The organism is Sediminibacterium sp. (assembly GCF_030695065.1).
Lineage (GTDB): Bacteria > Bacteroidota > Bacteroidia > Chitinophagales > Chitinophagaceae > Sediminibacterium.
Genome location: NZ_JAUYTR010000011.1, coordinates 617,562 through 640,175, shown reverse-complemented (window position 1 = coordinate 640,175; position 22,614 = coordinate 617,562). Strand labels below are relative to the sequence as shown.

The following is a 22,614-nucleotide window of genomic DNA, read 5'->3' as shown; positions in this document are numbered from 1 at the left end:
TTCGGCCTAATTTTAAATAATTCTTTTAGTAGCTGTAACATAATGAACGGCTATTCGTATCATAAGTACAAACCAACTAACTGTTTCTATTTGTATGACCGAGTTTGAGTACAATGAATGTGTTAATAACCATGCCGATGGCCTTTTCAGGTTTATCGTGAAAAATCTTCGGCATGAAGAAGACGCAAGAGATATTGTGCAAACCAGTTTTGAAAAACTCTGGAGGAATAGAGATCAAGTGGAAACAGCTAAGTCAAAAGCCTATTTATTTACAGTGGGGTACAATCAAATGATTGATCATATTCGTAAAAATAAAAGGGTGCAATTGAAAGAGGAATTTGAAGAGCAAACAGGAATTCAGTACCAACAGCATTCAGGATTAAAGAAAACATTGATGGAAGCTTTAAATCGTTTGAATGAAACGCAGAAAAGTTTGGTGATGTTGAAAGACTATGAAGGATATAGTTACGAAGAGATAGGGCAAATTATGAATTTGAATGAGAGTCAAGTAAAAGTGTATTTGCATAGGGCAAGATTAACCTTAAAAAACTATTTGGTTAGTGCCGAAAACGTATTATAATGATTACCATTAACCAACATAATTACGAACAATATTTTCTGCTTTGGGTAGATGGAGAGCTCTCCCCCGAAGAGAAGGTAGCTGTAGAACGGTTTATGTTGGAGCATCCAGATTTAGCAGATGAGTTGGCATTATTGCAAGACACAATATTGGTACCAGAGGAGCAAATCATTTTTAACGGGAAGGACCAATTGTTAAAGCAGTCAACCAATGAGATTACTTTAAGCAACTATGAAACATGGTTCTTATTGTTCATTGACAATGAATTAACTCCTAGTGATCGCGAAAAAGTAGAGTTATTTATTTTACAGCATCCCAATTTGCAGGCAGCTTTTGAATTATTGGTTCAAACCAAATTGGCCCCTGAAGAATGGGTATTCAATAATAAAGAAGTATTATATAGGAAAGAAGAGCAGAAACGTCCAGTAGTTTATATGCGTTGGATGCGTTATGCAAGTGCTGCTGCCGTGATTGGATTAATTGCTACTGTTTGGATGTTGGCTCCAACCAATCAATTAAAAACGACCATAGAAATAAATGGAACGCAACCAGAAATGCTAGGTACTGAGCCTGTAAACAATGCCGAAAAAAGGGTAGTAGCCAATGAAGAAACGCTTAAGAGTATAGTGGTAGAAGTAGATCCTAAAGCTTCGGTTCAAACAGAGAAGCCCTACAGTAATATCAAAGCAGACCAACCTATCATAAGCAACAATTCTTTGGTAACAATTATTAATGATGAGCCAGCTAAAAAAGAAGAACATGTTATTGCCAAAGTAGAGAACAATCCAATCGCAACTAATAAGGCAGCAATTTCTGACAATTTAATTGTTGGAAGAAATGATATTGAAAACAATCAAGGAGCCAATATTGAACCAGCAGAAACAAAGTCAGATGCGGCTTTTGAAGAAGCTAAACCAGTGTATACGGCTTTAGAAGATGCTGAAGAAGATAAAAGCCTTTTTATAGGGGCATTAGAAATAAATAAAGATAAATTGCGCGGACTATTCCGCAAAGCAGGAACGATATTCCGTTCAAAAGCCAAACAAGAAGAAGACACTCGTCAAAAAAAGTAAAAGCAAAAAAGTATGAAAAGCATTCTAAGCATGGTGGCAATGGTATGTATTGCCTTGAGTTCAACCGCTCAGTCAACACAAGAAACGGACACTATTAAAGTGGGTAATTTCGTAATCATCAAAAAGAAAGGATCTGAAGATAATACTATAGGTACTTCAAGAATTAATAGAGATAATTTCAATCTATTGCGTGTAGAGCGCAGACCTGCCAAGCGTAAAAATTTAAGTACCAACTGGTGGATTCTCGATTTAGGATTTGCCAATTTGCGAGACAATACCAATTATGGTTTTGCACAAGCAGGTTCTTATTTTAAAACGCTTCGTCCACAAGACGGACCTGTTAATGAAAACAGCTACCGTTTAAACAGCCGCAAGTCTTCTAACGTGAATATTTGGTTCTTTATGCAGAAATTAAATATCAGTAAGAATGTCTTGAACCTTAAATACGGATTAGGATTGGAAATGTATAATTTCCGTTACGATTCTAAAATCAGTTACAACAACGATCCAGCACCTTATGTATTTAATGATTCCATTTCTTTTTCAAAGAATAAATTGTATGCTGGCTACCTTACTGTTCCATTCATGATCAATATTAATACTACACCAGACAAACGCAAGGGATTTAGTTTTAGTGCAGGGGTTAGTGCAGGTTACCTAATTTCTAGCAGCAACAAACAAATAAGTGCAGAAAGAGGCAAGCAAAAAGAGAAGGCCGACTTTTACATGGAGCCCTTCCGTTTAGCGGCTATTGGAGAAGTAGGATTGGGTCCTGTACGTTTATATGGTTCATACAGCCTAAACAAAATGCAGAAGGATATTACCAGGGTTGAACAATTTCCTTACGCAATTGGGGTTCGCTTAAGCACTTGGTAATCAATGCTTCAATTAGTTATCTTTGTTAAGTGAATTTGAATTAACATTTGCTCCACAATTGGAATGGTTAATTTTCGTTTATTAATCAGCAATTATGAAAAGGGCACTCTACTGGATATTATTTTTAGCTGGCATTACCCTTACCACTTCATTTAGAAAGCATCGGGTAATAGATTCTGCAAAAGCAGATAAGGATTCCTATTCGGTATATATTATTAAGAGTGAGTATGAATTAAAAATTTACGACCAAGACGGTGAGTGGCTGGCATCTTATCCGGTAGTATTTGGAAGTAAAGACTTAGGTGATAAATTATACCAAGGAGACAGAAGAACACCAGAAGGTGTATTTCATATTACGGGTAAACGCAAACATGCTAAATGGGAACGTTTTATGCTCATTGATTATCCCACTGCAGAAAGTTATGCCAAGTTTAATCAACGCAAAGCATTAGGACTTATACCAGCCAATGCAAAAATTGGGGGAGAGATTGGAATCCATGGTACTGTGCCTTATGACGATTATGCTATAGACCAATATAGAAATTGGACCGAAGGATGCATTAGTACGAAAAACAAATATGTACAGGAGTTATTTGATTTATTGCCTGTAGGAACTCGCGTTGAAATTCGCAGATAAGTTTCCCAATTCTAGATACGCAGCATCATAGAATAAAAATAAAAATCCCCGCCTCGATTAATCGGAGCGGGGATTTGTTGTATTAGCGAACCTTAAATTTTATATCCATTATCGGCTATTAAACGATCGGAAATTCTTCTACGTGCTTCTTTGCAATTGAAAGGTTCTACTTTGGTAAAGCGCTTTAATCCAATATGCATCATACGCAACTCGTCTCCGTCGGCAAAGCTATTTAATGCGTCTTTACCCGCTTTGTTAATGCGATCTGCCGCATCGTACATATAAGTACGCATGATATCAATTTGTGTAGCTATTGCTGCGTCTCCTTTTAGAGAAGCCAATTTCATTACACGCAATAAAGCACTTTCTGCATGGAATACTTCAATAGCCATGTCTGCAATATTCATCAAGATCTCTTGCTCTTTGTCTAGCTGCATCATTAGTTTTTGAACAGCAGCCCCAGCTACCATTAAAATGGCTTTTTTGAAATTAGCAATTGCTTTTAATTCCTTTGCATAAGTACCTTCCTCTTCTGCACCAAAATCTGGAATACTCATCAATTCTTTTTGAACAGACATGGCTGGTCCCATTAGGTCTAGCTTGCCTTTCATTGCACGTTTCAATACCATATCTACAGTTAGCAAACGATTGATTTCGTTGGTGCCCTCGTAAATTCTATTGATACGGCTATCGCGGTATGCTTTAGAAATTACATATTCATCGGAGAATCCATTACCACCATGTATTTGAACACCTTCATCCACTACAAAGTCTAATACTTCACTACCATACACTTTTAACATAGCACACTCTATTGCATATTCTTCTGCAGCACCCAATAAGGCTTCTGCAAATGATTTTCCGCTGGCTGCCAACTCATGTTCTTTATCGTCAATCCATTTAGCAGAACGATACAAAGCAGATTCACAAACCCATAAGCGTATTGCCATTTCAGCCATTTTATGACGAATAGCTCCAAACTTAGCAATGGGTAGTTTAAACTGCTCTCTTGTTTTAGCGTATTGAACAGAAGTATCAGTTGCTTTTTTTGCACCACCCAATGTTGCAGCACATAATTTTAAACGACCAATATTTAAAATATTGAAAGCGATGATATGTCCTTTGCCAATTTCACCTAAAACGTTTTCTACTGGTACTTTACAATCTTGGAAATACAATTGAACAGTAGAAGAACCTTTGATACCCATTTTATGTTCTTCAGGTCCTTGTGTAAATCCTTCTGTTCCACGGTCAATAATAAATGCAGTGAATTTATCTCCATCAATTTTAGCAAATACGGTGAACACATCTGCAAAACCACCATTGGTGATCCAACATTTTTGGCCATTCAATAAATAGTGTTTTCCGTCTTCGCTTAATTTAGCAGTGGTTTTGGCACCCAAGGCGTCACTACCACTGTTGGGCTCTGTTAATCCATAAGCACCCTTCCATTCTCCACTAGCTAACTTGGGAATATATTTTTGTTTTTGTTCTTCGGTACCAAAATATAAGATGGGCAAAGAACCAATACCAGTGTGGGCTGCAACGGCAACAGAGAAAGAATAACCACCCCCCATTCCTTCGTTCACAATGGTAGAAGTAATAAAATCTTTACCTAGTCCACCATATTCTTCAGGAAAAGAAGTAGACAGCAAACCTTGCTCACCTGCTTTTTGCATTAATGATGCTACCAATCCTGGCTCCATTTTATCAATACGATCTACAATGGGTAAAATTTCAGCATCTAAAAACTGATGGCACATATCCATGACCATGGTCTGCTCTTCATTAAATTCTTCCGGAATGAAAGTTTCATGAGGATTGCTTTCCTTGATGATCCATTCTCCGCCCAAGAGGGCTTTTGTTTTGTTTGTGGCTTCCATCGTTAATTGTTTTGTATGTTAAAGTGTTTAATTCAATTGTTCTATAGGTGTTAACGTAAGGTTGTCGTATACCTTCTGAAAAACCGATTTTACTGTTTCAATGTCTTTCTTATCTACACCCACCAATGCTTCAGCCATAGTTTGATTAGCCAGATCAATTGTAATTTGTTGCAGGTCTTTTGCAGCATCTGTAAGTTGAACCAGATTAATTCTTCTATCAGTAGGAGACGCTACTCTTTTAACCATATGTTGCTTCTCTAAATTATCAATGAGTCTGGTAATACTGGGTTTGTCACGAAATGTACGATTGCAAAGTTCTTGCTGGCTTAAGCCATCTTGTTTCCATAAGTGATACAATACACTCCATTGTTCAATGGTGATTTCTAATCCGGCATTGCGGAAATTCTTCTGTAACCTTCTGGCCACAGCTGTAGAAGCCATCCCATTGATGACGCTGTATAATTCTCCTCTTTTAAAATGGTTGTTTGGCATATAGTTAGTTATGCAACTAATTCAAAATTGGTTTCTTTCTTCCATACTACCAAGAATAATTTCATGAAATTTGAGTCATTTGGCTTAGTCGGCGCATATTTAACTAAGTCTTGATTCAAGAAGAATGGTTTTCTTTGCCTGAATGGAGTATTGGTTTATGATTATCAGTGGGGTTTTGGCTACTTTATATATTGGCCTTATACTGGTTTATCGGTATTGGTTCAATGCTTTAAAACCATTCCAAGTAACAGGGGCATTTGAGCCAACTGTATTTTTCTCTATTATTATTCCCGCGCGCAATGAATTGGACAATATTGAAAAATGTATTCAAAGCATTTTAGCGCAGTCCTATCCACTGTATGAAATTATAGTGGTAGATGATCATTCAACCGATGATACTCCGCTAATAGTTGCTCAATTAGCAAAACAATACCCACAAGTTCAGTTGATTTATCTCAAAGATTATTTAGGTGGTAAAGCTACCAATGCATTTAAGAAAAAAGCCATTGAAATAGCAGTAGATAAATCGAAAGGCGATTGGATCGTTACTACCGATGCAGATTGTTTGGTTCCACCCAATTGGTTATACTATTTCAATGCTATGATTTTAGCAAAGGATCCTGTATTTATTGCAGCGCCAGTGATGTTTACACAGAACGGTCGATTTAGTGGTATTTTTCAGGTATTGGATTTTTTGAGTTTACAGGGGATTACAGCCGCCGCTGTATCAGCGGGTTCGCATAGTATGTGCAATGGCGCAAATTTGGCTTATAGTAAAACAGCATTTGAAGCAGTTGGTAAATTTAAAGGGATTGATCACTTGGCTAGTGGAGACGATATGTTGTTGATGCATAAAATGAAAACAGCATTTCCGGGTAGGCTGGCTTATTTATTTTCGAATGAAATGATTGTTAAAACTGCTCCAATGCCTAATTGGACTTCCTTTATTCAACAGCGTATTCGGTGGGCAAGCAAGGCAGACAGTTACAATGATCAAAAGATATTTGGAGTGTTGTTATTGGTCTATTTATTCAATGCTTCCTTATTAATTGGATTATTGGTTGGTATTTTTTCAAATGAATTGTTGTTTTGGACAGTTTGGATCATTGCCATCAAAACCTTGATAGAGCTGTATTTTTTATTGCCAGTTGCTCAATTTTTTAAGCTGGAAAAGACATTGGTATTTTTTCCGATCATGCAACCCTTTCATATTGTTTATACCGTGATTGCAGGTTGGCTGGGTAAGTTTGGAAAATATCAATGGAAGAACAGGACCGTAAATTAGTTTTTATCTTTGGATGACTTGTCTGGGAACCAGGCATAAATAAACATTGCAGCTAAAATAAAGGGGGCTAGTAGCAGACGAAGCATAATCTATTGGTGTATTTCTATATTAGACACCAAAACTATCTTAGTGTATATCGTCAAGGCATTAATTAATGATTAAAATGGCACTTAATCGGTCAATACAACTTTTGTACCGCTTAAATAGCTACAGACTCTTTTTCAATTTGGTGATGGTACTTTAAACCAATCAATATACCTGCGGCCAACCAGAACAACCCACCAATTTTATCTGTCTCAATTAGATCGCTGGTAAAATTGAGTGATGCAATCATTATTAATAAAACACCCAAGGCCAATGCAATTTGTCGGAAATAGTTTTGCTGAAACTGGTGGTAAAGTTGTTGAGTTTGTAATAACAAGTAAATAAAAAATCCTGCGAATAAAATAAGTGCTGGTACGCCTTGCTCTAAGGCAAGCAATAAATAATAATTGTGAACCGTGGAATGTTCGGGATTATTACTTACCCAAGTTTTGAATGCGGCTGCGGTATAGGGTTGGTAATTGTTGTAAAAACTATTTGCACCAAATCCGGTCCAGGGTTTTTCGGCTACCATTCTAACTCCAGCAACCCATCTATGAAAGCGTTCTGCATTCGAAATATCTTTCAGCCCAATTGTAGCATTTAAATGGTCAGAAAAATTTTCATGAAATATGGTTTCATCGTGTTCGGGCGCAAATTGCATGAAATAATTGTTGTGCATTAGTACAATTAGAGAAATTGCAATAGTGACAATGCTTAGCAATATGGTTTTTCCGAGTATATTTTTTTTAATTAAATAGTAGCCAATCATCCCTGCTAATAGGGCCAACCATGCACCCCTTGAATAGGCAAAGAATAATCCCATTAATGCAATGCCAATTCCTATTTTAATTATATTTTTTTTGCGAAGGTCTTGTGTAGAATGGTGAATGAGCAAACCAATGGGAATCAGACAAACTAATATAGCAGAATAGTTTACGTGATTCCTGAAGAAAGGTCCCATAGTTTTTTTGATGGCAACAAAGTCAAATCCATAGAATGCATGTCTTATAAGTGTTTGAATCACAATCAGGATTAATGGTATGCATAGATATAGCGCAGTCTTTCTAAAATTACTTGAACGTTGATGAATCAAAGCAGTAAGGAATACCAATGGTATTATGTACCAAATCTTGGCTAGTATAAACTTAAGTGCCAGCCATTGGTTGGGTGCATAGCATAAACTGATACACATCCAAATTACCATGGCAATGATCCACCTAAAAATGGGCGATTTAAAAATAATTTGAAAAGCAGATGGTTTGAATAAGCAACTTGCAAATACTGTAACTGATAATAGGATAAGCAAAGGTTCATCTGGAAGATCTAAGCCAAGCGATGGCGTAAAATTATATTCTGTGGATAGTGGTAGTGTAATCAGCAACAACCAATATAAATATTCGGTTTTAGTAACAATTAATTGAACAAGGGGGATTGTTACCACTAAAATAAAAGGTGCAATTAGCCAATAGGGTTCTTGCGTTACCAGCGACCCTAATCCAAACAAAAAGAAACTGCTAATGGCTAGCCATGAAAACTTTTTTGATTGTAAAAAGGGTAGCATTTAAAAGCGACTTGGTTTTGCACTAATTAACACCAAGCATACACTAAAAATCAATCCTAATAATGCGGCAAGGGGTAAAACAACTGCTTTGTTGGGCCAACTTATTTTTGCAGGTATACTTGCTTTTTCTAAAACTATTAGCGCTTCCGGAGTAGTAGCCGCTGCCATTTTTGTTTCAATACTCAGTTTGTTTAACTGCTCTAATTGGCTCAAGAGTACGCTCATCTTAGTTTTTACAATAGCGTCATTTGAGGTTGCCGTATTGAATAAGTTATTGTAATCATTAGAGATGGCTGCAATACTACTGTCTAGTTGTACATTTATTTTCTCGTATTGTAGTTTCCAAATATTTTTCATTTTTGCAGCAAGCTGATCTGTCATAAAATTGACAATGGCTGCTGCCGTATCCTTGCTTTGATGGGCACAAGAAATTTCCAATTCATTGTTGACCGTTTTTACCAGACTCAGGTCTTTTTTAAATTGCCGGATGGTTTTATACATTCCCATTCCTGCATCTTTCTCTTTTATTTTATAATAGTTGGTCAAATCAAACGCATGAATCACCTGCTTGAGGCTGGTATCCATGCTGGCCATACTCATTAAACGATCTAAGTCGTCTCCGGAACCAAAAAAAGAATAGAGGTGTTGAATCTCATCATTAAATAGTCGGGCTTTGTCTGCAAGTACTACATTGCCTGGTAAAAATTTGGTAGTGGCTGTATATTTTGGGGTAATAAAGAAAGTTGCTCCTGCTGCAATTGCAACAGCTGCAATAGTGAAAACCACAATGAATTTCCAGCGATTGATAAGAGCAGTCGTTAATTCGGCAATATTAAATTGATTCATACTCATTTTTTTAGAGTGGGCTTACCACTACATTTCTATCTAAACTTTCTTCTAGAGAAATAAAGGTTTCTGTTCTTTCTATTCCCTTTATCTTTTGTAATTCGTCGTGCAATACAAAGCGCAATTCTTGTATGTCTTTGCATACTATTTCCGCAAACATGCTGTAATTACCGGTAGTATAATTTAAGCGAACAATTTGTTTAATTTTTTTCAACTCCTTTGCTACGGAATCATACAAAGAACTTTTTTCTAAGTAAATTCCAATGAAAGCGATAACATCGTAGCCTAAAGATTTGAGGTCTACCGATAATCTTTTACCTTTCACTACCTTTAGTTCTTCTAGTTTTTTGATGCGAACATGGATGGTGCCCCCCGAAACGAATAGTTTCTTTCCCAAATCGGCATAAGAGATTTCCGCATCTTCCATCATTTCTTGGATAATTTGAAAATCAAGTTTGTCAAGATTTAATTTATTAGGCATTTTTGGCTTTTTATTTTAATAATATTCAAATATATGTACTGTTATTTGAATATTATCTATAATTTATTAAAAATGTTTGAAAATTAACTAATTAAATAAAGTTTATCTTAATTTTGATTTATCAAAGTAACAAATTAGTTCTTTTTACTGTGGGGTGATGAAACTTTTGGCAGACATGCCCTCTTGTCTCGGGGGTGAGGATAACAGAATAAACGTAGTGTAGAGCCGTTCAGGTAGCAATACTTGTACGACCAGGGTCGACCACTGAACTTTGCGCTATAGCTAACTGCCTCGTGGAGGTTCGATCCCTCCCCCTACAGCATTCAAAAAGCTCCGAATTATTCGGGGCTTTTTTTGTTTAGAATCAACCCTGCTTCAGGATCTTTTAATAAAATGCTGTTCTCGTTGATTAAATTGGAGAGGGTTGGATTTTTTAATGAATCCAAAAACATATTTTTTAAATAGAAAGCCTGCGTGGATTCGGTGTTTTTATGCCACTTTATAATCTTGCATTGACAACTGGCATTGGCTGGGGTATTGATTACTTCTTCTATTCTTCCACCTTTCCCCAACTTTTTATAGACCTCTCTAATTCCAATTATACGATTATTGGCACCTGCATCAAAATTCCAGGATGCAGATATTACACTAAGATATTCCTCCTTCTTGTCTAAACTGAGTAGACTATGTCTGGGGTATTCTACTTTTTTGTCGGTGTTTTTTATTTGAGAATGGATAGAAACCAAATTGGGCGATTCAAATTGAGCATAGCCAATATGGTCAAAACTAGCTCCATAACGGTGGTAAGCAAAATAACCATTTTTATATTTTATTTCTACTAGGTTGGCCACCACTTTGTGATAACGGTTTGGATCAGACAGTCGAGCTTGTGGAGAACTGGTATAGCAAATCCAAATTCCCTCTAATTGATCTATTTCGGATTGAGTTACTTTATAAGGGATTAAATTAAAATCATTTTGAATAGTTTCCCATTTAGTATCTGATTGTAGATATAAATTCCAAGTATATATGGCTGTGATTAAAAAGACAATACAAAGTGGAATAAAAATCATCCGATAAAATCCTAATTTTTTAAGGATGGTTGCGTCTGTATCTTTTTTTAAATTGGCAAGCTTTAATTTAAGTTGTTGATTTTCAGTAATAATTGAATAGCTGTCCTTGCTAAATTCTTCATTCTCCTTAGAAGCAATTAGTGCCGAATCTATTGGGTTTTGTTCAAAAGCTTGCCTCCCCATTTGATATAGATAAACATAACAAGTATCAACTAAAAAAGGTCTTGGATTGGCAACAAGTCCCATCAAAGCATCTTTAATTTGTCCACCTGTGATATCGTATTTTCTGAATGGATATTCTGCTTTTTCTTTTTGAGGATCAGCTTCATAGACAATATGACCAAATTGCGAAGCTGTTTCTGGAAGTTGATTACTTATTTCACTTAAAACAATGGCTAATTCTTCATAATTCTTGCGATTGGTATTTTGAATAATCAATTTACCTGTATCAGCCTGAAATTTTTCGATGGCTTTATTTAATAAATAGATAATTTCTTCTTTGCCCTTTTTAAGCATATAAGTTTCTAATTAATTGCAAATCAATACATAGCAAATTTCGGAAATTCAAAACCAATTTTGGAAATTACATTTTTTATTTGAAAACAGTTTAGAAAGACCAAAAAAATCAAATCGGGTATTCCTTTACTATTTTGTTCTCGAAAATTGCTTTAGCTAACCAAAAAAGGCTGCCATTATGAAATGTACAACTGTTTTTAAGCATTTGCTTTTCCTTATCGGGTTTACAATAGGCATTATTATGCCTGCCATTTCTCAAAATAGAACGGTGAAAGGGACTATTTTAGATGAAAAAAAGATCGCCATTGCAGGCGCTACTATTAAAATTAAAGGTTCTAACACAACAAGGGTTTCAGACAACAATGGTAATTTTTCCATTCCTATTGTAGGTGTTAAACAAACACTAGTAATTAGTTTCATTGGTTATGAAACCAATGAAATAGAATTAGGAGAAGAAGAAACGGTAAATATAGTATTACAGTCTACCGCTACATCTTTAGACAATGTGGTGGTAAATGCCCTTGGTTTTGAAACCAGGAAAGATAAATTAGGATATGCTACTAACAGAATTAGCGCAGAAGCCATCGGTAATTCTGGTGAATCAGGGGTGTTAAATGCATTGGCAGGAAAATCCTCTGGAGTTAGGGTTTCTCGTTCTTCTGGAGATCCAGGGGGTGGTTCACAAATCTTAATTAGGGGTCAAAGTACTATTACAAGAAGTACAGATCCGTTAATTGTATTAGATGGTGTTCCAGTAAGTGGAGACGCAAGGGGAGAATCTTCAGGGGGGCAAATTGTACAGCAAAGCAGATTAAATGATATTAACCCTGATGATATTGCCAATGTTCAAATTTTGAAAGGGGCTTCTGCTGCTGCGCTTTGGGGTACTAGGGCTGCCAATGGAGTAATCATTATTACTACCAAAAAAGGCAGCAGTGGATCAAAAGCGAATATTTCATTTAGGTCAACTGTTTCAATTGATCAAGTGAGTGCATTTTATGATTTACAAGAAACTTACGGTCAAGGGAACAATGGTGTTTGGGCTGCCAATGCCATTAGAACTTGGGGAGATAAAATTGCAAGTAGAACTGGCGCAAGTGATGTATTAAATACAACTGGAGGATATTTTGTAGGTAATACTGGAAATACTATTTACCCGATAACTACAAAAAATTCAAAAGAAACTTTTAACCAAAAAAATTACGATGCCATTTTTAGGACAGGACAATTTTTGGATAATTCTTTAAGTATTAGTGGGGGAGATAACAAATCAAATTATTTCATCAGTATTAGTGATTTAAATCAACAAGGGGTTGTAAGAAATAGTAGTGATTATAGAAGAACCAGTTTCAGGGTAAACGCAAGCCGTCAATTAAATAGTTGGTTAAATATTTCTAATAAGGCATCTTATATACTTACCAATTCAAATAGACTTCAATCTGGGGTTAATAATGCAGGTCTTTTAATAGGGTTACTAAGAACACCCCCAGATTTTGATAATACTGATTTTACAGGTCGGTTCTTCAGTTCACCTGGAGGAGCATTTGTTGCTGATAGGCAAAGATCATATAGAAATGCTACTGGTTCAAGCACTAATCCTGGATTTAATAATCCATTATGGGTGATAAATTCTTTAACAAATACTTCAAGAGTAAATCGTTTCATCAATTCCGCAGAAATTAATATTAAGCCAGCGCAGTGGTTTACGTTTACTACCAGAGCCGGTATTGATTATTTTACCGACCAACAGATTAATTATTTCCCATACTTCACGGCCAATGCAATCACTGGGCGATACGATAGAGACGAATACAGTGAATTTCAGTTTAACCTTGATTTGATTGCTAGAGCAACCCATGATTTCTCTGATAAATTAGGCGGTAATATGGTTTTAGGCTTTAATTATAATAGCCTTAAAACAACAGGTCTTGGAGGAACTTCTTTAGATTTTATATTGCCCAATGGGCCAAGAGACTTTAACAATGTTACCCCTGCCAATTTAAGCGTATCTGACAGTTATTTAAATAGATTAACCAATGCAGGTTATACTAGTATTGGACTTGCTTGGGATAATCAATTATTTATTAATGCTACAGGTAGATTAGAAGCAGCTTCTACATTTGGTCAACAAGCTAAACAAGCATTCTTTTACCCTTCTGCAGATATTGCATGGCAGTTTAATCAGTTGAAAAGTTTACAAAATGCAAAGTGGCTTTCTTTTGCTAAAGTGAGGGCTTCAATGGGGATAGTGGGTGTTCAGCCACAAGCATATCAAACTGCAACAAATTTTGTTACAAGAACTTGGCAAGATGGATTAGGGGGAGCATTAGACCCTGCATTGTATGGTACAGGTTCTTATGTTCAAAGTGTTAATAGGGGTAATCCATTTTTAAGACCAGAGCAAAAACAAGAAGTAGAAGCAGGCTTAGATCTTAGATTCTTCAATAATAAACTTTCTTTAAGCATCTCTGCTTATCAAAACCAAACAGTAGATGCATTGATTTCTGTAACACAATCACCAGCTTCTGGTTTTAATACCTTTTATACCAATGCAGGAACCATTGAAAATAAAGGGGTAGAATTAGATTTAGGCTATAATGTTTTAGCCAAAAATGATTGGAATTTAGATTTGAATTTTAACTGGACACGGAATAGAAACTTAGTGACTAATTTAGGTGGAGCGGGCTCTATCACATTGGGCGGAACTGCTGGGGTTTCTTCAAGAGCAGTAGAGGGGTATCCTTTGGGGGTTCTCTTCTCTAATATTTTCCAAAGAGATGCAACAGGAAAAAGAGTGTTAAATGCAAATGGGTTCCCTACAGTTGATCCAACAGCTGTTCCAATTGGAGATCCTAATCCTGAGTGGAGAGCAGCATTTGGCTTTAACTTAAAATATAAAAAATTCTATTTGAATGCATTAATGGAACATTCACAAGGGGGTCAGGTTATTAATGGTACTGAAGCGGTATTGTTAGATTATGGAACCAGCGCTACAACTGGTGTAGAAAGAACTTCTACCAAAGATCTTAGGCGATTTAATGGAACTACTATTCCAGCAGGAACTCCATTTAGAGGGAATATAGGAAACTTTGGTGGCGCAGATGTTGCGCTAGATCAAAGTTGGTATACTGGTCCTGGTGGTTGGTTTGGCAACGTAGGAGAATTATTCTTGGAAGATGCTACATGGACTAGATTTAGAGAGATCAATCTTGGTTATAATATTACAAGTAATTACCTGAAACAAAAACTAGGACTTAACTCAATTGGTTTAGAATTAAGTGGAAGAAACCTGTTTATTATCAGTAAGGTAAATGGATTCGATCCTGATGCAAACAATTCAGGTTCTACTTCAGGAAGAGGGGTGGTTTATTTTGTAAACCCTCCTACAAGGTCATTTTTGTTTACTGTAAAACTAAATTTCTAATTCCTTCAAATTTTAGTCAAATGAAAAAATATATATACGGCATTGTATTATTCGCCACCCTTTTAACTTCTTGTAATAAATTAGTTGAAGGCATAAACACAGATCCAAATAATCCTATAGATGCAGACCCGAATACAATGCTTACTAGTATTATGGTAGGCAATATGAATATTCAAGAAGGAGATTTAGCAAGATTTGCTGGTATGTGGTCTGGTTATTTTAGAGGGTTTACACAACAGTACCAGAGTTATCATCAGTATTCAGTAATAGCTAGGAATTTTGATGATTCATGGAGAATTATTTACTCAGGCGTGTATAAAAATATAAAGCTTTTAAAAGCAAAAGCACTTGAAGTGAATAATAGAAGAATGGTAGGTGTGGTTCAAGTGATTGAAGCTAATTTACTAGGAACTACAACAGCACTCTGGGGAGATATTCCTTATGCTGAAGCTGCAGATGATCGTTATACTAATCCAAAGTTTGATGGTCAGGCTGGTGTTTATGCAGCAATTCAAACTCTGTTAGACAGCGCAATAGTCAATTTAAATTCCTCTGCATTTGTGAGTTTTGCAGCTCAGGATATCCATTTTGCTGGAAATATGACCAGATGGATTCAAACAGCTAATACCTTAAAAGCAAGGTATTTTATGCATACGCGTGAATATCAGAAAGCAATCACAGCTGCGCAAAGTGGAATAAATTCCCAAGCCAATAATTTCATGGCACCGCATAATGCAACGAATAGAGGGGCATTTAATTTGTATTTCCAATTTTTATCATTAGACAGACCCAATTGGATAGACGCTACAGGTATGTATGGAGTAAATTTATTGAATCCAACTAGAGCAGGAAATAGAAGTAATACTAAAACAGTAGAAAGAGCAAGATGGAGTTATTTTTATAATTCTGCCTCTAATTTAAATTTTACACTGAACGGGTTTTTTGGGCAAAGTACATTTTTCCCATTGGCAACTTTTGCAGAAAACTTATTGATTTTGGCTGAAGCAGATACAAGGTTAAACGGATTTACTGCTGGACTTTCTAGACTTAATGCTTATAGAGCATACATGAATACCGGTGCATATATAAATACTACTTATTTAACTACGGGTAACTTTAGATATGACCCTTATGTAGCAGCTGATTTTTTAACAGGCGGAATTGAAAACACCCAATTGCCAACCTTGCCTCAAGACAGAGCATTATTGCGTGAAATTTTAGAAGAAAGATATATTACATTTATTGGTCAAATTGAAGGCTTTAACGACTTAAGAAGAACTTTTAAGGAGAACGATATTAAAGTGAATATACCATTGAATTTCGGTGCAAGTTTTCCTCAACGATTTATATATCCTCAGGTGGAGATTGATATTAATAAATCAATTCCATCCGTTCTTCCAACTTTATTTGAGCCAACACCAATTAATAAATAGTTTGTGTAAATACTAAGGGTTTATTCGTATGAAAAAAAATATCACAGTTCTATTTTTGTTTATTTCAGTAACTGTATTTGCTGCTGAAAAAAAAGACACTGTTCGGGTTTTATTTGTTGGGAATAGTTACGTTTATTATAATAATCTCTCCCAAATGATTGGATTGATTACAGATAGTATGAATACCAAAATCATATGTAGAAAATCTACTGTTGGTGGCGCAAATTTGGGAGAGCATTGGAAAGGCTTAAGGGGGTTAAAATCAAAAGAGCTTATTGCTACTAATAAATTTGATATAGTTGTTGTGCAAGATAATAGCATGTGGCCAATTCAATATAAAGACAGTTTATTTTTATATGGGCAATTGTTTTGCAATTATATCCAAAATGTTGGTGCCAAACCTTATCTGTACAGCACTTGGGCACGTGAAAAAACACCAGAGACCCAGCCCCAAATAAGTGAGGTGTATCAATCTTTGGCAACAAAAGTTGGCGCAACAGTTGTTCCTGTTGGCGATAGTTGGGCATTAGCGAGAAAAACAAACCCTGGGATGAACTTATTTCATTCTGATGGATCACATCCTTCTAATTTGGGTACTTTTTTAATTGCATTAAGCTTTGTAAAGAAAATCACTGGACGGTTACCCGATAAGTTTGCTACTGTTTATAACTATTTAGATAAAGATGGTGAAACCTTTAGGATAATGCAATTAACCAATGAGGAAATTCAGTTTTGTGTTAAAGTAGTCAATGAGGTTGTTCATTAATTTTTCCTTCAATATTAATTGTGATTATGGTTAAGAAAATTGCTACCAACCTAACATTTTGGGTTTTGTTTGCCATCACTGCAGGTATTTTGTTGGGTCATTTTTTTCCGGAGCAGGGTGTGGCCATGCAGCCCTTGGGTAAGTACTTTATAGACATCATTAAACTATTTATTAACCCTATTATATTGTTAACCATTGTCACGGGTATTTGTGGTATGGGCGATTTAAAGAAGGTAGGTAAAGTGGGCGGTAAAGCCATTTTGTATTTTGAAATTGTAACTACACTTGCTTTATTAATTGGATTAGGGGTAGCATTTTTATTTGAGCCGGGTGCTGGTGTAAATACAGCTGCCGTAAATAAGGGAGATATTTCTACATACAGTGGTGCGCCAATTTCTATTTCCTGGGTACAATTTTTTAAAGATAATATTACTATACAAGTATTGATTTTGGCAATTGTGTCTGGAATTATCATTAGCAAGTCAACATATAAAGACAAGATTTTGCGCGGGTTTTATTTTAGTTCCAAATATGTTTTCAAAGGATTGCACTGGGTGATGAAGTTAGCCCCTATTGGGGCTTTTGGCGGAATGGCTTATACTATTGGCAAATATGGTGTGGCAACCTTATTGCCGCTGGGTAAACTAATGGCTTGTGTTTATATTACCATGGCCTTATTTATTTTCTTGATTTTAGGCAGCGTATTACGCTATTATAAAATCAGTATTTGGAAATTCTTGGGGTATATCAAAAATGAATTGCTGATTGTATTGGGTACCTCTTCTTCTGAAGCAGCATTGCCCTCATTAATGGAAAAGTTAGAACATATGGGTTGCCATAAATCGGTAGTAGGATTGGTGGTTCCCGCAGGTTACTCTTTTAATTTAGATGGCACTTCTATTTATTTGTCAATGGCCATTGTTTTTTTAGCGCAAGTATTTGACGTCACCTTAAATATGGAACAAATCATTACCATTATTGGTATTTTGATGGTTACTTCAAAGGGCGCTGCTGGCGTTACGGGAAGTGGTTTTATTATATTGGCTTCTACACTTGCGGCCACTAAAGTAATTCCTATTGAAGGATTAGCACTCTTGCTTGGTGTGGATCGTTTTATGTCTGAAGCAAGGGCCATCACCAATTTTATTGGTAATGGCGTTGCTACTATATTTATTGCGAACAATGAGAAAATGTTCGATCGTGGAAGAATGCACAAGGCATTTCATAAACACGATATAAATGACTATTAATTATTTCAATCGCATTCTCCAACCTGCATACAACATTCTTCCGTTGATGGGGCCCCATACGAGTGATGCATCAAAATAAGGACCGAACGGATTTGCAGCGGATACAATCACCCCTTGTTGAAAAAAGTTCGTAATGTTTTCTGCTCCTATATAAAAATCCATCGATTTATTTTTTCCAAGGGTCTTGCTTATTTGTGCCGCCATTAAATAAAAATCGGGCGACATGGCTTCTCTTTGAAATTGAATTGGATTACTCAATGTAGAAGGAATTCGCTTTTGCCCATTGTAAGTAATGGTATAATTGAATTTCCAATTATTACCTGTTGTATAGTCCAAACTTAAGAAGGCCCTATGTTGAGATACAAAAGGTCTTTGTAATAATTCATTGCCATATGTTGTTTTTACATCAAAAAAGCGATAAGCCATTTTAACTTCTAATTGACTAATTGGTTCCATACTCAACTCTGTTTGAAAACTATTGGAGTAGGATTTCCCTTTCAAATTGTAAAAACGAATTTCATTGGTGGTTTCCAAATCGGTTACTACTTGATTGGTAAAATCATTTCTAAAATAGTCGATTGCTAAGCTGGCTTTTCTGTTGAATAGTCTAAAGGATTGATCAAAGCTAATACCTCTATTCCAAGCAATTTCTGGATCTAGACCATATGCTTTTCCTGTACCGGCACCAATAATATTTAACTGCCTTGCACTTACCAGTATGCCTGTATTCTCTGCAAAAATATTGGCGGTTCTTTGTCCTCTTCCTGCACTAATTCTAAAAATACTTCCTTTAAATGGTTCGTATCGAATATGCAATCTAGGTGTTAGGAATGCGCCAAATAAATTATTGTGATCTCCTCTGATACCTGCAACTACACTGAGTTTTTCTGATGCAGTATACGTGTATTCAAAAAATGCACCTGCTACAGTTTCTCTTCTTTGGTAATTGGTGGTATTAAATAATTCATTGTAATTATCGTTTTGTAAACTCAATCCTGTTCTAAACTTATGATTGGTGTTTCCAATGATGCTTTGGTAAATCAAATTACTGTAGAAGCTTTTTTGATTGGCATTGTAAATGGTTTTGCCAAAATAAGATTCTTGGTCATGGTTGATAGCTGCAATTTGCAAACCAATACTCTTGTATACTTTTTGTGGAAATACATATCCAATTTTTGCAAAGCCTTCATATCGATTCGTATTGATTCCTAAACCATAAATGCTATTAGAATTCTGATGTTGCTTTGGATTAAAACTGGTTTGTCCGCCTGTTTTGTTGTCTTTCATTACTTTGATGCCCATCTGTGCCATCCAGCCTTTTGAATCGTTGTATTGGTACCTATTTACCATGCTGAACTGGTTGCCTGTAGGTAAATCCCTAAATCCGTCTTTATTAAAATCGATATTGCTGTTATTTAAAAAATTATCGTGCAATAATAATCCCGCAGACCATTTTTCAGTTAGTTTGGTTTGAAGATTTAAGTTTAAATCGGTCTTTCCAAATTCATTAATATAAATATTGGCCAAGAGTCTTTCTCCTACTGCGGGCTTTTTTAATTCTACATTAATTTGTCCGGCAATGCTTTCGAATCCATTGGCAACTGATCCTACTCCTTTGGTTAATTGAATAGATTCAATCCAAGGTCCTGCTATTGAGTTAAGTCCTAGTGGAGTGGCTAATCCCCTTGGCCCAGGTAAATTTTCTACGGTCAATTGAGTATAGTTGCCGCTTAGGCCCAATAGCTGTATTTGCTTTGACCCTGTTACCGCATCGTTATACGATACATCTACCGATGGATTGGTTTCAAAGCTTTCACTCAAATTACAACAGGCTGCTTTCAATAACTCTTTAGCTGTCATGATTTCTGATCGTATGGGGCTAATGGTGCTGATATAAGTTGATCTGCGTGAGTTGGTTACCGTTACGTTTTGTAATTGTTGATCGTCTGCTAATATCACTTTTAAAGTAGACGGATTTTCAACAGTAAATGTGTCTGATTGGTAGCCTACATAACTGATGATTAATCTATTTGAGCTGGTTGTCATTGGAATACTAAAATATCCTAGACTATCGGTGAGCACTCCTCTTTCTGTATTCAACCATTTAATTGATGCTTGGTACAATGGATTGAATTGTCCTTTTTTATCGGCTTCCAATACGATTCCTCTTACTTCGTCGGTATTGATATTTTCTGCATCATGTGCTTTTTTATTTTCATCGCGATAATGACAACATTCGGGTAATTCGTTGTACACATTGTCTTTCGCTTTCTTATTCAGTAAGTCGTGTCCTGCTTCTACAATTCTGTTTTTAATTTTATTAATATTCACTAAAGCAGGAAAATAATGTAGGGTCAACATTTTTGACGCAATGTCCCAATCTGCTTTTTGTACCCCTTTACCTTTAGTTGCTTCTTCAATTCTTTCCTTACACATTTCGCAGGCGCCTTCTACTCTGAACTGTATGGTGGTTGCACTAGTATCGGTTGTTTGTGCGGTTACTGCATTGGTAGTAGTTAATAATAGTAATACCAATAACCCGAATATATTTTTTTTCATCTTCTTCTATTTTAAAAATTTCCTGACACATTATGTTGTGTCAGGAAATAATGAATTAATGCTTGCTATGCGCAGGCTTTGCTTCTTTTAAAGCCATACCGCATTTACTGCATTTTGCATCTTTTTTAGTACTGGTAATATCTGCATGCATTGGGCATACATATTGTTTTACCGGTGTTAAAGCCATTTTACATTTGCTGCATTTGTCTTTTTCTGTTCCAGTAATTTCTGGATGCATTGGGCAAGAATGGGTGGCTTTTGTACTGTCTTGCTTTGGTGCAGTTTGTTGTGCATAGGTAGCAAGGCTTAAGAAACCTGCTAATACTAGCATGATGGTTTTTTTCATGTTGGTTTAATTTATGTTTGATAAAGAAGATGCGGTATAATAACGCCAATAGATACTACATAAGAATGCGTAGTATCACACTAAGAAAGATGAGTATCAAATTCTGTAATTGCAATAAAATTGGTAGAGCGGTATGCTGGTTTGCAGTGGTGGAGGATTGCTTTGTGGTACTGCAATAGCCCCTTTGTAACTAACCAATTGGTTGATTGAATAAAAAGAAGTAGTATTCGTATGCAATTCAAGCGAAGGCATACTAGTTAAACCCGTTTTTGCAAAATGAGTATCCTGTGATTTAACAAATTTTACTTTGGTTTTGCAGCAGTCTTTCATTTTATGGCTCATGCCACAGCTGTTTTCTGATACTGCTGCGTAACTGATGGTGGTAGACTTTAGTTGGTTGCAGCAATAGAACTGTTTGATGCCAACACCAAAACTGGCAGCAGCATAAATGCAGAACAATAATATCAATCCAACTCTTTTCACCTTGCAAAGGTAGGGGGCATTTCAATTTAGGGCTTGTTTTAAATGTTAAATCCAACCTTTATCTTCGCGTTTATGGGCCAAAAAAAACTCATCCGTTTCGAAGCAATTAAATCTTTTCCTAATGTGTTGGAGTATCCGCAGGATATGAAGGGCAATTGGGCTACCTTTTTTAAGAATGATCATGCCATTACCCTTGAATTGGCCTGTGGTAAAGGAGAATATGCAGTTGGTTTAGGAAGAATGTATTTGGAAAGGAATTTTATAGGCATAGACATAAAAGGAAATCGTATTTGGCGTGGCGCTAAAACGGCTATTGATGAGGGATTGAATAATGTTGCATTTGTTCGTTCGCATATTGATAAAATCACCGATTATTTTAAACCGGGCGAAGTAGCGGAAATCTGGATTACTTTTCCCGACCCCCAATTAAGGGGTTCTCGATTTAAAAAAAGGCTCACACATCCAAGGTTCCTGCGTTTGTACCAGACCATTCTGCAAAACGGCGGCTTAGTTCACCTTAAAACAGATAGTCCCGACCTTTACGAATTTACTTTAACTGTAATCAACTTATTCCAACTTAATTTGTTAGCATCTTCTGACAATGTTTATGCTGCAGCTTCTGTAAAACCAGAACTGCAAATTAAAACGCATTACGAAGGATTGGATATTGCTGGAAGCAACAGAATTCATTACTGTTGTTTTACAGTAGACAAACCCATTCCAATTGAAAAAGATGAAATTTTAAAACAATTGATAAGTGAACAGGAATCTGATTGAGGGTAAAGATTTTTATTATGACGAAAAAGGATACATGGTATTTACGGCCGAGTATCATTTAAATAAGGGACATTGTTGTGGTTATGGATGCAGACATTGTCCTTATGAATATGAATCGGTGCCAGAACCAAAACGATCTTCATTGTTAGAAGAAAAAGCGAATACTGAGTAGTTTTTAATATACTTTTA

20 protein-coding genes are annotated in these 22,614 nt (G+C 36.0%); 11 read left to right on the top strand and 9 right to left on the bottom strand.

Features of this window, described 5'->3' with window-relative positions:
* The first annotated feature begins 94 nt into the window (after positions 1 to 94).
* From Q8S25_RS06665 to Q8S25_RS06650, 4 genes are all read left to right on the top strand, one after another.
* Entirely contained in the window at positions 95 to 580 is a 486-nt protein-coding gene (locus Q8S25_RS06665) for an RNA polymerase sigma factor (protein WP_295189792.1), read from the top strand.
* Complete coding sequence (locus Q8S25_RS06660) at positions 580 to 1,653, top strand: anti-sigma factor (protein WP_305536041.1); 1,074 nt, start codon at positions 580 to 582, stop codon at positions 1,651 to 1,653. Before Q8S25_RS06665 ends, Q8S25_RS06660 begins: the two co-directional genes overlap by 1 nt.
* Positions 1,654 to 1,665: 12 nt before the next feature.
* A complete protein-coding gene (locus Q8S25_RS06655; RefSeq protein WP_305536039.1) occupies positions 1,666 to 2,529 on the top strand; it encodes an outer membrane beta-barrel protein in 864 nt (287 codons plus the stop codon).
* A 94-nt stretch (positions 2,530 to 2,623) separates the two neighbouring features.
* Complete coding sequence (locus Q8S25_RS06650; RefSeq protein WP_305536036.1) at positions 2,624 to 3,166, top strand: murein L,D-transpeptidase family protein; 543 nt, start codon at positions 2,624 to 2,626, stop codon at positions 3,164 to 3,166.
* 92 nt (positions 3,167 to 3,258) lie between these two features.
* Here the strand turns inward: Q8S25_RS06650 and Q8S25_RS06645 are convergent, their stop codons facing one another.
* Together Q8S25_RS06645 and Q8S25_RS06640 are read right to left on the bottom strand one after the other, a co-directional pair.
* Positions 3,259 to 5,049, bottom strand: coding sequence for an acyl-CoA dehydrogenase family protein (locus Q8S25_RS06645; RefSeq protein WP_305536034.1), 1,791 nt, complete (start codon positions 5,047 to 5,049; stop codon positions 3,259 to 3,261).
* A gap of 27 nt (positions 5,050 to 5,076) precedes the next feature.
* A complete protein-coding gene (locus tag Q8S25_RS06640) occupies positions 5,077 to 5,541 on the bottom strand; it encodes a MarR family winged helix-turn-helix transcriptional regulator (protein WP_305536032.1) in 465 nt (154 codons plus the stop codon).
* 142 nt (positions 5,542 to 5,683) lie between these two features.
* On the opposite strand from Q8S25_RS06640, the gene Q8S25_RS06635 reads away from it, so the two are divergent.
* A complete protein-coding gene (locus tag Q8S25_RS06635; protein ID WP_305536030.1) occupies positions 5,684 to 6,826 on the top strand; it encodes a glycosyltransferase in 1,143 nt (380 codons plus the stop codon).
* Positions 6,827 to 7,025: 199 nt separating this feature from the next.
* Here the strand turns inward: Q8S25_RS06635 and Q8S25_RS06630 are convergent, their stop codons facing one another.
* The 4 genes from Q8S25_RS06630 to Q8S25_RS06615 form a co-directional block, all read right to left on the bottom strand.
* On the bottom strand, positions 7,026 to 8,471 hold the full coding sequence (locus tag Q8S25_RS06630) for an O-antigen ligase (protein ID WP_305536028.1): 1,446 nt from the start codon (positions 8,469 to 8,471) through the stop codon (positions 7,026 to 7,028).
* Positions 8,472 to 9,317, bottom strand: a complete 846-nt coding sequence (locus Q8S25_RS06625) for a Wzz/FepE/Etk N-terminal domain-containing protein (RefSeq protein WP_305536026.1) — start codon at positions 9,315 to 9,317, stop codon at positions 8,472 to 8,474.
* A gap of 10 nt (positions 9,318 to 9,327) precedes the next feature.
* Positions 9,328 to 9,798: an Lrp/AsnC ligand binding domain-containing protein gene (locus Q8S25_RS06620; RefSeq protein ID WP_295189766.1), complete on the bottom strand. Its 471-nt coding sequence runs from the start codon at positions 9,796 to 9,798 to the stop codon at positions 9,328 to 9,330.
* A gap of 338 nt (positions 9,799 to 10,136) precedes the next feature.
* Complete coding sequence (locus tag Q8S25_RS06615; protein WP_305536024.1) at positions 10,137 to 11,387, bottom strand: hypothetical protein; 1,251 nt, start codon at positions 11,385 to 11,387, stop codon at positions 10,137 to 10,139.
* Positions 11,388 to 11,628: 241 nt separating this feature from the next.
* On the opposite strand from Q8S25_RS06615, the gene Q8S25_RS06610 reads away from it, so the two are divergent.
* From Q8S25_RS06610 to Q8S25_RS06595, 4 genes are read left to right on the top strand one after another with little or no spacing between them, the layout of a single operon-like run.
* The gene (locus Q8S25_RS06610) at positions 11,629 to 14,811 is read left to right on the top strand and encodes a SusC/RagA family TonB-linked outer membrane protein (RefSeq protein WP_305536022.1); all 3,183 of its coding nucleotides are present in this window, start codon (positions 11,629 to 11,631) and stop codon (positions 14,809 to 14,811) included.
* A gap of 20 nt (positions 14,812 to 14,831) precedes the next feature.
* Complete coding sequence (locus Q8S25_RS06605; protein WP_305536020.1) at positions 14,832 to 16,244, top strand: SusD/RagB family nutrient-binding outer membrane lipoprotein; 1,413 nt, start codon at positions 14,832 to 14,834, stop codon at positions 16,242 to 16,244.
* A gap of 28 nt (positions 16,245 to 16,272) precedes the next feature.
* On the top strand, positions 16,273 to 17,010 hold the full coding sequence (locus Q8S25_RS06600; protein WP_305536018.1) for a hypothetical protein: 738 nt from the start codon (positions 16,273 to 16,275) through the stop codon (positions 17,008 to 17,010).
* A 26-nt stretch (positions 17,011 to 17,036) separates the two neighbouring features.
* On the top strand, positions 17,037 to 18,260 hold the full coding sequence (locus Q8S25_RS06595) for a cation:dicarboxylate symporter family transporter (RefSeq protein ID WP_305536016.1): 1,224 nt from the start codon (positions 17,037 to 17,039) through the stop codon (positions 18,258 to 18,260).
* On the opposite strand, the gene Q8S25_RS06590 is transcribed toward Q8S25_RS06595, so the two are convergent.
* From Q8S25_RS06590 to Q8S25_RS06580, 3 genes are all read right to left on the bottom strand, one after another.
* On the bottom strand, positions 18,261 to 20,819 hold the full coding sequence (locus Q8S25_RS06590; RefSeq protein ID WP_305536014.1) for a TonB-dependent receptor domain-containing protein: 2,559 nt from the start codon (positions 20,817 to 20,819) through the stop codon (positions 18,261 to 18,263).
* A gap of 55 nt (positions 20,820 to 20,874) precedes the next feature.
* A complete protein-coding gene (locus Q8S25_RS06585) occupies positions 20,875 to 21,165 on the bottom strand; it encodes a heavy metal-binding domain-containing protein (protein ID WP_305536012.1) in 291 nt (96 codons plus the stop codon).
* A gap of 96 nt (positions 21,166 to 21,261) precedes the next feature.
* Positions 21,262 to 21,648, bottom strand: a complete 387-nt coding sequence (locus tag Q8S25_RS06580; protein ID WP_305536010.1) for a hypothetical protein — start codon at positions 21,646 to 21,648, stop codon at positions 21,262 to 21,264.
* Positions 21,649 to 21,720: 72 nt separating this feature from the next.
* Here Q8S25_RS06580 and trmB point away from each other — a divergent pair, with 72 nt between their 5' ends.
* Both trmB and Q8S25_RS06570 read left to right on the top strand, forming a co-directional pair.
* Positions 21,721 to 22,425, top strand: a complete 705-nt coding sequence (gene trmB, locus Q8S25_RS06575; protein ID WP_305536008.1) for a tRNA (guanosine(46)-N7)-methyltransferase TrmB — start codon at positions 21,721 to 21,723, stop codon at positions 22,423 to 22,425.
* A complete protein-coding gene (locus tag Q8S25_RS06570) occupies positions 22,406 to 22,597 on the top strand; it encodes a DUF5522 domain-containing protein (RefSeq protein ID WP_305536006.1) in 192 nt (63 codons plus the stop codon). The genes trmB and Q8S25_RS06570 overlap by 20 nt, the downstream gene beginning before the upstream one ends.
* The last annotated feature ends 17 nt before the right edge of the window (positions 22,598 to 22,614 follow it).